This window comes from Sulfurihydrogenibium yellowstonense SS-5, from assembly GCF_000173615.1.
GTDB lineage: Bacteria > Aquificota > Aquificia > Aquificales > Hydrogenothermaceae > Sulfurihydrogenibium > Sulfurihydrogenibium yellowstonense.
Genome location: NZ_ABZS01000053.1, coordinates 1 through 9,275 on the forward strand (window position 1 = coordinate 1; position 9,275 = coordinate 9,275).

Here is a 9,275-nt window from a genome sequence, read left to right on the forward strand (position 1 = left end):
ATTGCTCAAACGATTGAGCTGATTTATAACGAGCTTGACAAAAATCAGAAAGCTATCACAGCAAAAAAAGCTTGAGCTTAAAGATGAGCTTACTAGAGAACTTGCTACAAAGGCTGATTTAGAATTATTAAAGACAGAATTGGAATCTAAGATAGAAATAAGTCATAAAGAGCTTGAAGCTAAGATAGACAAAGAAGTGTTAAAATTGCAAAATGATATACAGAAGCTTGATAAAAAGTTTACAATTATGTTTATCGTTTTGGCATTCTTAATCGTTTTCATAAACAAAGATGCGGTAGAGTTGATAATTAAGCTTTTACCATTTGCAAAATAATCTAATCTCTAAGCTTTTTGAAAAACTCTTTTAAAAGTTTACTACATCTTTCATCCGGAATGTATTCATACTCAACGTTAAATGGAAGTTTTTTATCGTCAAAAACTGTGTATTTACTTAAAACTGCTCCGCCTTTTTCATCCTTTGCACAAAAGACAACTTTTTTAATCCTTGCTTGCATTACTGCACCGGTACACATTAGGCAAGGTTCAAGAGTTGTGTACAATACCGCATCATCTAAACGCCAAGTTTTAAGTTTTTTGCAGGCTTTTTCTATTGCTAAGATTTCTGCATGATACAATGCATTATTTTTTGAAATTCTTTGGTTATGGGCTTTTGAAATTATTTTTCCGTCTTTTACTATGATAGCACCGACCGGAACTTCGTTTTTCTTTAATGCTTTCTCTGCTTCTTTTACTGCTTGGTCTATAAATTTTTTATGATAGTTCATAAATCAAAGATGTTTTTAGATTTGATTTTATCTCTGCTAAATTTTTAAGTGCTTTTGGAATGTAATCTATAATGTCTGTTGCCTTTAGACTTTCTTCTCCAACGTCTTTAACTGCCAAATCTCCTGCATAGCCGTGTAAGTATACAGCAAGTTTTAGAGCATCTTCCGGGCTGAGTCTGTTTATCAATGCTCCAACCATTCCGGCTAAAACATCTCCGCTGCCGGCTGTTGCCATTCCAGGATTTCCTTTATTACTGTAATAAATCTTACCATCCGGTGTAAAAATAACCATTCTATGGAATTTTAAAACTACATAGCTTTTTGTATTAATTGAAAACTCTTTTGCTATTTCTTCATAGTTTTCTGATATTTCTTTAACTGATAATCCTGTTATTCTTGAAAACTCTCCTAAATGTGGTGTCAGTACAGTAATGTTGTTTCTATATGAAAGCTTTTCTTTAAAATTTTCTATATTAGCAAGGTTATTTATTCCGTCAGCATCAATGATTAAAGGCTTGTCGATGGTTAAGAGTTTTTCTATAATCTCTTGATTTGTTTTAGATACGCCCATTCCCATTCCAACTACAATCGAAGAAAATTTACCATTCTGGATGATTTCTAAAATCTTCTCTGGATTTTCACCAAACATTCCATTTTCAGACCTAACCGGAATACTCATCTCTTCAATGAGATTTATTTCTACTACTTGATTTATACAATCTGGAACTATTGCAGTAGTAAGACCGCTTCCTGATTTTGTAGCCGACCTGCACGCCATTATAACAGCCCCTGATTTTCCAGCGCTACCGCCAACAACCAGCACATGACCAAATGTGTATTTATGACCTGTTTTTTCTCTGACCGGCAAAGTAAGATTTTCCGGTGTGACGAGATATCTTTCAGCTTCTGCATATACAGGATTTAAGCTAATATCGGCAACGTACACTTTTCCGCAGTACTGCAATGCCGGATATAAGACATGACAGATTTTTGGATAACCAAAGGTTATTGTTATATCTGCTTTTACAACTTCTCCTTCAACGTTGCCAGTATCAGCACTAAGACCCGATGGTATATCAATACTTACAACAGGCTTCTTACTTTGATTTATCAGTTTTATAACATTTTCTCGAAAAGATTTTACAGGCGGCTTAAAACCCGTTCCAAAAATCCCATCAACGATTAAATCAGTTTGAACAAGATTTTTTTCTAATGTATCAAGATTTTTGTCTGTAATAAACTGATATGTAAATCCAAAGTTTTTAAAGATTTCAAGATTTTTTAGATTATCAGGAGAAAGCTTGCTTTCATTTTCTGCCAAAATAAATAAATATACTTCCTTGCCAAGCTTTGCTAAGTACCTTGCTACAACTACCGCATCACCGCCATTATTTCCACTACCTGCCACTACTGTTATTTTTTCTGAATTTGGGTAATGCTGTAAAATTATTTGGACGGCAGACCGTCCGGCACTTTCCATAAGCACCAAAGACGGTATGCCGGTTATTTCAATAGTTCGTTTGTCAGTGTTGGCTATCTCAAAAGATTTTAAGATTTTCATTTTTTAGCAAGTTCAATTACTTTATTGACAAGTTTTTCTATTCCTTCTGCAACGTCTTTTATTGTCTTTCCAAGCATGTATGCAGGAGTAGTTACGATTTTGTTTTCCTCGTCTACTACCATCTCGTTAACCGGACAAGCCAAATGTCTTGCGCCCATGTCTTCTATTGCTTTAGCTACATCAATATCTGTTCCGATTGTTACAGTTGGTTTAGCTTCTCTTAATGCTGCTGCTACAATAACAGGAGATATACAGATAGCACCTATTGGCTTTCCAGCTTTAAACATATCAACAAGAAGCCTTTTAACTTCCGGAATTACATCAGCTTCAGCACCTTTTTCTAAGAAGTTAGAAAAGTTTTTAGCTACACCATATCCACCGGGCATAATCAAAGCATCAATATCTTCAGCTTTTACGTCATTTATATCTTTTATGTTTCCTCTTGCGATTCTTGCAGCTTCAACAAGAACGTTTCTCTCTTCATTCATTGGCTCGCCTGTAAGGTGGTTGATTACATCCTTTTGTTTGATATTTGGAGCCATGATTACAGTCTCTACACCGGCTTTATCAAGAAAATACAATGTTAAAGTTGCCTCATGGATTTCTGCACCGTCAAACACTCCACAACCTGCCAGCAAAATACCAACCTTCATAATCAAACCTCCCAAATTTTTTATAAAAGATTGTTTCTTTAATAATATTATATACGACGAGCAAAAATTCAATAAAAGTAGAATATTATTTGCACGGCTGCTAAAGACATCTCAGGTTATTCTTCTTCTAATGCCTATTAATCAACCTTTACCTGTCATCGTATAGTAAATATACTAAAAATTTTTTAAACTTTGATAAAATAAGTTTTATAATTATGCGTCGGAGCGAGAAATTCAACAAAAACAGGAGATTCTCCGCCGGCTGCAGAATGACAAATAAGGTTGTCCTTTCTCTGATGCTTATTATTCAACCTTTCTTTGTCATCCTGAGGACGTAAGTCCGAAGGATCTCATTTTTAAATTTTATAAAAATCACTAATTTCTCACGCAAGGTATTTTAAAGCAAGATCTCACTATTATTTATACATCTTCTTAATTCTGATAAAATTATTTACCAAAAACATAAAGCGGAGATAAGCATTGGAGAAAAATAACTTTTTTGTCAAATCACATGGGCTTGGTAATGATTACATCGTCTTAGACTCAGATAAAATAGATTTTGAGCTAACACAAGATTTGATAAAAAAAATCTGCGATGTTCATTACGGGATAGGAAGCGATGGAATTTTAGTTAAATACAATTCAGATGTAGCAGATTTTAAGCTAAGGATTTTCAATCCGGATGGTAGCGAAGCAGAGAAAAGCGGAAACGGACTTAGAATTTTTTGTAAATTTCTTTATGATTATGGCTATATAGACAAAGAAGAGTTTACAGTTGAAACAAAAGGTGGTATTGTAAAAGCGAAAATAGAAGAAAAAAATAGATTTGGCAAGGCAAAAATCATAACCGTTGATATGGGAAAGGCTATTTTTAACGCAAAACAAATCCCGGTCAATACAGACAAAGAAGAGTTTATGTCAGAAAAAATCACGGTTGGAGATAAAGAGTTTGAAGTCAGCTGTGTATCTGTTGGAAATCCTCACTGTGTAATCATAAAAGAAAATCTTGATGAAGAAGAGATTAAAAAGTATGGACCAATGATAGAAAATCATCCACTTTTTCCAAACAGGATAAACGTCCAGTTTGTTAAGCCAATTAGCAGAAATGAAGCACAGATTTTAATATGGGAAAGGGGGGCAGGATTTACTTATGCCTCAGGAAGTTCTTCGTGCGGGGTTGCATCTGTACTTGTTAAAAAAGGTCTTACAGATAGAGAAATTAAGATTAAAATGATTGGCGGCGAGCTTAAAATTAGCATAGATGAAGATTGGAATATTAAAATGACCGGAGAAGTTCAAGAAATTTGCAGTGGCTACATCAGTAGAGAGCTTTTAGAATGAAAAGAATTTTTATAGGCAGTTTTATTGATAGCAAAGGATTAAAAAAGCATTATACAGAGATTAAAAAAGATTTTTCCGGTGTTTTGACAGGTAGTTGGGTTAAACCTGAAAACTTTCACATAACTTATAAATTCTTAGGAAATGTGGAAGACGATAAGATAGAGGATATAAAAAATAATTTGTCTGAATGTATCAATAAAGAGATAGAAACGCAGATAGTCGTTAAAGGACTTGGAGTTTTTCCAAATTTAGAACAGCCAAAGGTTTTATACTTTAAGGTAGAAGAAAACCCAGTCCTTACAGAGATAAATAAGTATGTAGAAAATCAGATGGCAAATCTTGGATTTAAAAGAGAGATTAAAAGATTCCTGCCTCACATTACGATTGTAAGAATTAAAGAAGTAAAGCAACAATCATTTTTAGAAAAAATAAAAAAGTATGAAGACAAAGTCTTTTTTAAACAAAAAATAATAACAGTTGATATAATTGAAAGTACGCTAAATCCAAAAGGTGCAGTTTACAAAAAGGTATGAAAACTTATATAGATAGAATCAACGTTTATGGCTTTAAATCTTACGGAGATAGACATTTAACCATTCCACTTGGTCCGGGATTTACTGCGATAGTAGGTCCAAATGGAGCGGGAAAAAGCAACATAGGTGATAGTATAGTTTTTTGTCTTGGTATTGCGTCAGCCAGGGCAATGAGAGCTTTAAAGCTTACAGATTTAATATTTTCTTCAAAAGATAAATCAGCACCTTATGCAGAAGTTGAGATAGTTTTTAAAAATCTTGGAGCATTTCCTATAAACTCAGAAGAAGTAAGAATATCAAGAAAAGTAGAGCTTAGCGGAAAATCTACATATAAAATAAATGGAAAAACAGTAAAACAACAGGAAGTAGAAGACTTATTAACTCAGGCAGGAATACCCATCCAAGGCTACAACATTGTCACGCAAGGAGATATTTATAAATTTGTAAACATGACTCCCGGAGAGAGAAGAGAGCTTCTAAGCGAGATAGCAGGAATAACCATCTATGAAGAGAAAAAGCAAAAAGCATTGGCAGACTTAAAAGAAGCGCAAGAGAAGGTAGACAATGTAAAGGCAGTTTTAAAAGAGATAGAGCATACACTAAAAAAATTACAGCAAGAAAAAGAAAACGCAATTTTAGCAATAAACATAGAAAGTCAGATAAAAGAGCTTGAAAATAGACTTCTTGGAGCAAAACTTTATCATCTACTCAGTCAAAAACAACAAGCCTTAGAGCATCTTCAAGACATAGAAAAAGACCTGCAACAATTTTATAAATCAAAAGAAGAAAACATAGAAAAACAAAAACAAATATTAAATCAAATCAGAGATTTAGAAAATAAATTAAATGAAATTCAAAACTCATTTTTACCCATAAAAGAGCAGGAAGGTTCTATCACTGCAAGCATCAGAAGTTTAAACGAGAAAAAAGATGCCCTTGAAAAAGATACACAAAGCATAGACTCTAAAATCAAACAGCTAATACAAGAAAAAGAACTGATAGTAAAAGATATACTGAAGCTTGAAGAAGAGATAAAAACAGTTGAAAAACAGCTACCGGATATAGAAAAAGAGCTTTTAGAAGCAGAAAAAGAACTTGAAGAAAAAAATAAAAAGCTAAAAGAGTATGAAATATTTGACTCTTCCGTTAAAAATGACTTGGGAGAGATAGAAAGACAAGAAAAAGAGCTGCTTGACAAAATTAAAGAGTTAGAAAAGCAAAAAGTAGAATATCAGCTAAAATACACAATCACAGTAGAAAAATCAGAAAACTACAAAAAAGAGATTGAAAACCTAAAACAAGAGATTGAAAACATAGAAAAAACCATAGAAAATATAAAATCAAACACAAAAGACAGCCAAAAAGAAGTTTTAAACATCACAAGTGAAATAAACAGATTAAAAGTCAGAAAAGATGTTTTAGAGAAAAGATTAAAAGAAAACAGAGAAAAGCTTGAAAAAAACTTCCAAGAGCTTGCAAAAGTCCTTGCACAGCTAAGCAATATTAGAGAAGATAAAACATCTCTACTTTTTAAAAACATAGAAGGTGTTTATGGAGCTGTTTCAGAAATCATTTCAATAAAAGACCCAAAAGTCCAAACAGCCATTGAAGTAGCAGGTGGCGGAAGGCTTAAAAACGTTGTAGTTGAAAATGAAGATGTAGCAAAAAAATGTTTAGATATTCTAAAGCAAGAAAAAGCAGGGAGAGTTACATTTATTCCTTTAAACAAAATAAAAGTTCAAGACAATCCAAAATTACCTTTGGCAAAAGGCGTTTTAGGTTATGCGATAGATTTTGTAAATTATGATAAAAAAGTTGAAAAAGCCATAAAGTATGTATTTCAAGATACTATTATCATAGATACATTTGACACGGCTAAGGTTCTTGGAATTGGAAATTATAGAATGGTTACACTTGACGGCGAAGTCTTTGAAAAATCAGGAACAATAACAGGTGGCTCAGAAAAGCAAAGCATCACAATCGGAAGGTCATTTTTAGAAGAAGAGAGGAAAAAACTTGAAGAGATAGACCAAAAATTAAAAGAAGAAGAAAGAGCAATAGAAAATGAACTCAAGCTTATAAATCAAAAAATAGCAGAGAATGAAAAAAATCTTGTAAAACTACAAACAGAATCTCAAAGTGTAAACTCAAGAATACAAGAATTAGAAAGGGAGCTGACAAACAAAAATTTAAGAATTGGACATATAGAAAATGAGATTTTCAATCTAAAAAAACAAAGCTTAGAACTTGAAAGCAAGATTGAAGAGATAAACAAAAACATACAAAGCTTAAACCTTATGCTTTCTCAAGTAAAAGATAAAAAAGAAAAAATGCTAAGCCGTATGGAAAGCATGGGATTAAACAAACTAAGAAAAGAATGGGAAGAAACAACTCAAAAAGTTTACTCACTAAGAGACAAAAAGAAAGAGCTTGAGAACCAGATAGAAAAATTAAAATCCAAAGTAGAAAGCCATAGAATAAGAGTGTTCCAGATAGAAAGCGAAAAATCTGCTTTAGAAAAAGAGCTTTACAACAAAAAATCAGATATAGAAAATACAAAATTAGAGTTAGATAGCCTTACAAAACAGTTATCAGAGCTTTGGAAAGGCTTAAAAGGACAGGAAGAAGAAAGAGAAAGGCTGATAAATACTATATCTAATTTAAAAGACCAGCTTAAAAACCTAAGATACGAAGAAGATAACATAAACAGACAGACAACTTTACTTTTACAAGACAAAGCAAAAGCAGAGCAAAAAATAGCAGATTTAGAAGAAGAGATAATCCTTCTTAAAGAAGAATACAGCGGCGAGCCAATAGAAGAAGATGTTAAAGAGATTGAGAAAAAATTAAAAGAGCTTCAAGAAAGAAGAAAAAATCTTGGATTTGTAAATGAAAAAGCTATTGAGGATTATGAGGAAGAAGAAAAAAGATACAATGAAATAAAAGAAAAGTTAGACACACTAATAAATGAGAAAAAAGCAATAGAAGAGCTTATAGAAAGCTTAGAAGAAAAGAAAGTTAAGGCGTTTATGGAAGTGTTTGAAAACATAAACAAAAATTTAGCCAAGAACTTTAAAATCTTATCTCCATCAGGAAAAGCATACTTAGAGCTTGAAAACGAGCAAAATCCATTAAGCGGTGGTGTATTCTTAAAGGCAAGACCAAGGGGCAAAGATGTAAAAAGGCTTGAAATGATGTCCGGCGGTGAAAAAACATTAACAGCTTTATCGTTTTTATTTGCAGTCCAGCAGTACAGACCGGCACCATTTTACTATTTTGATGAAGTAGATGCAGCGCTTGATGATGCGAACGCAAGAAAAGTAGGTCAGTTGATGAAAGAGCTATCAAAAGAAGCACAGTTTATAGTAGTTACCCATAGAGATGCAATGGCAAGCTTTGCAGACAGAATAATAGGCGTATCAGCAAAAGATGGCATATCTAACATTTATACATTGGATATAAATCAAATAAGAGGAGAACAGTCTCAAGAAGTAAATGAAGAAGTTTTAACTTGACATGTAGAAAATTTTTTTGTATATTATTATTTAGATTTTTAATTTTTTTACTGAACCTTGGCAATTGAATAGGTTAGCCCGCACAAGCTTATATTACGTGAGAACGTGAGATGTGAGAAGTGAGACGTTAGAGATTGGTTTATCAATAATTTAATGATTTTTGTTTGATTGATTGATGAGTTGGTAAAATGATTTATAAGTCAGTAAAGCTAAGGTATTGGTAATGTAATTTTATTTTTTGATGTTTGATTTAAGCTTGTGTAGTGATGGTTTGAAAGGGATTTTTTGAAAAGTGAATGTAAGTATTTGTTAAATAGGATTTTTTGATTTTGAATTTTTTAGCTTTTAAATTTTTGAAAATTTGTAATTTTTTATTTTAAAATTTTTTCAGATCGGGAAATTAAGGAGTGATATTTTCCGCCCCTTTCTGAGTTTAGGGTTTTCAGCAGTTGGCTTGTAGCGGGAAGTTAAAGGATAAAATATAATAATATATTTTCTGTATATCGAGGTTTGCGGAAAAAAACTTCAACTTGCAGGTTTTTTAAAAGTTTGGTATAATGGTTATCAGAATATTGATAGAGTAAGCTATAAGCGATTTTATTTTTGAGTAAAAATTTAGCGGGTTACATCTGAACCGTGTGGGTTAGAAAGTTTTCTGAGTTTGATTCTAATAGTTTATTTAAGTCAGTTACATCTGAACCGTGTGGGTTAGAAAGCATATGCAGGTAATAGAAACTTAAATAAAAGGAGGTGTTACATCTGAACCGTGTGGGTTAGAAAGGGTAGAAATCACATGATCGGGAACCACAACAAAATCCGTTACATCTGAACCGTGTGGGTTAGAAAGTTCAATACATCAAAGTTTGCAATCAAGTCAACTTTGGTTA

General features: G+C 32.6%; 6 protein-coding genes and 1 pseudogene. 4 read left to right on the forward strand and 3 right to left on the reverse strand.

Translation table 11 applies throughout. From position 1 onward, the window contains the following. Positions 1 to 334 (forward strand): annotated as a pseudogene (locus SULYE_RS03260) (hypothetical protein); the annotation flags it as partial. Position 335: 1 nt separating this feature from the next. Here the strand turns inward: SULYE_RS03260 and SULYE_RS03265 are convergent. The 3 genes from SULYE_RS03265 to elbB are packed head-to-tail and all read right to left on the reverse strand — an operon-like array spanning position 336 to position 2,999. After that, a complete protein-coding gene (locus SULYE_RS03265) occupies positions 336 to 785 on the reverse strand; it encodes a nucleoside deaminase (protein ID WP_007546464.1) in 450 nt (149 codons plus the stop codon). After that, positions 772 to 2,346, reverse strand: coding sequence for a bifunctional ADP-dependent NAD(P)H-hydrate dehydratase/NAD(P)H-hydrate epimerase (locus SULYE_RS03270; RefSeq protein WP_007546465.1), 1,575 nt, complete (start codon positions 2,344 to 2,346; stop codon positions 772 to 774). The genes SULYE_RS03265 and SULYE_RS03270 overlap by 14 nt, the downstream gene beginning before the upstream one ends. Next, complete coding sequence (gene elbB, locus SULYE_RS03275; RefSeq protein ID WP_007546467.1) at positions 2,343 to 2,999, reverse strand: isoprenoid biosynthesis glyoxalase ElbB; 657 nt, start codon at positions 2,997 to 2,999, stop codon at positions 2,343 to 2,345. The genes SULYE_RS03270 and elbB overlap by 4 nt, the downstream gene beginning before the upstream one ends. Before the next feature lie 480 nt (positions 3,000 to 3,479). Here elbB and dapF point away from each other — a divergent pair, with 480 nt between their 5' ends. From dapF to smc, 3 genes are read left to right on the forward strand one after another with little or no spacing between them, the layout of a single operon-like run. Continuing rightward, a complete protein-coding gene (gene dapF, locus SULYE_RS03280) occupies positions 3,480 to 4,340 on the forward strand; it encodes a diaminopimelate epimerase (RefSeq protein WP_007546471.1) in 861 nt (286 codons plus the stop codon). Continuing rightward, a complete protein-coding gene (gene thpR / locus SULYE_RS03285; protein ID WP_007546473.1) occupies positions 4,337 to 4,873 on the forward strand; it encodes an RNA 2',3'-cyclic phosphodiesterase in 537 nt (178 codons plus the stop codon). The genes dapF and thpR overlap by 4 nt, the downstream gene beginning before the upstream one ends. Next, on the forward strand, positions 4,870 to 8,388 hold the full coding sequence (smc, locus tag SULYE_RS03290) for a chromosome segregation protein SMC (RefSeq protein WP_007546474.1): 3,519 nt from the start codon (positions 4,870 to 4,872) through the stop codon (positions 8,386 to 8,388). Before thpR ends, smc begins: the two co-directional genes overlap by 4 nt. Positions 8,389 to 9,275 lie beyond the last annotated feature (887 nt).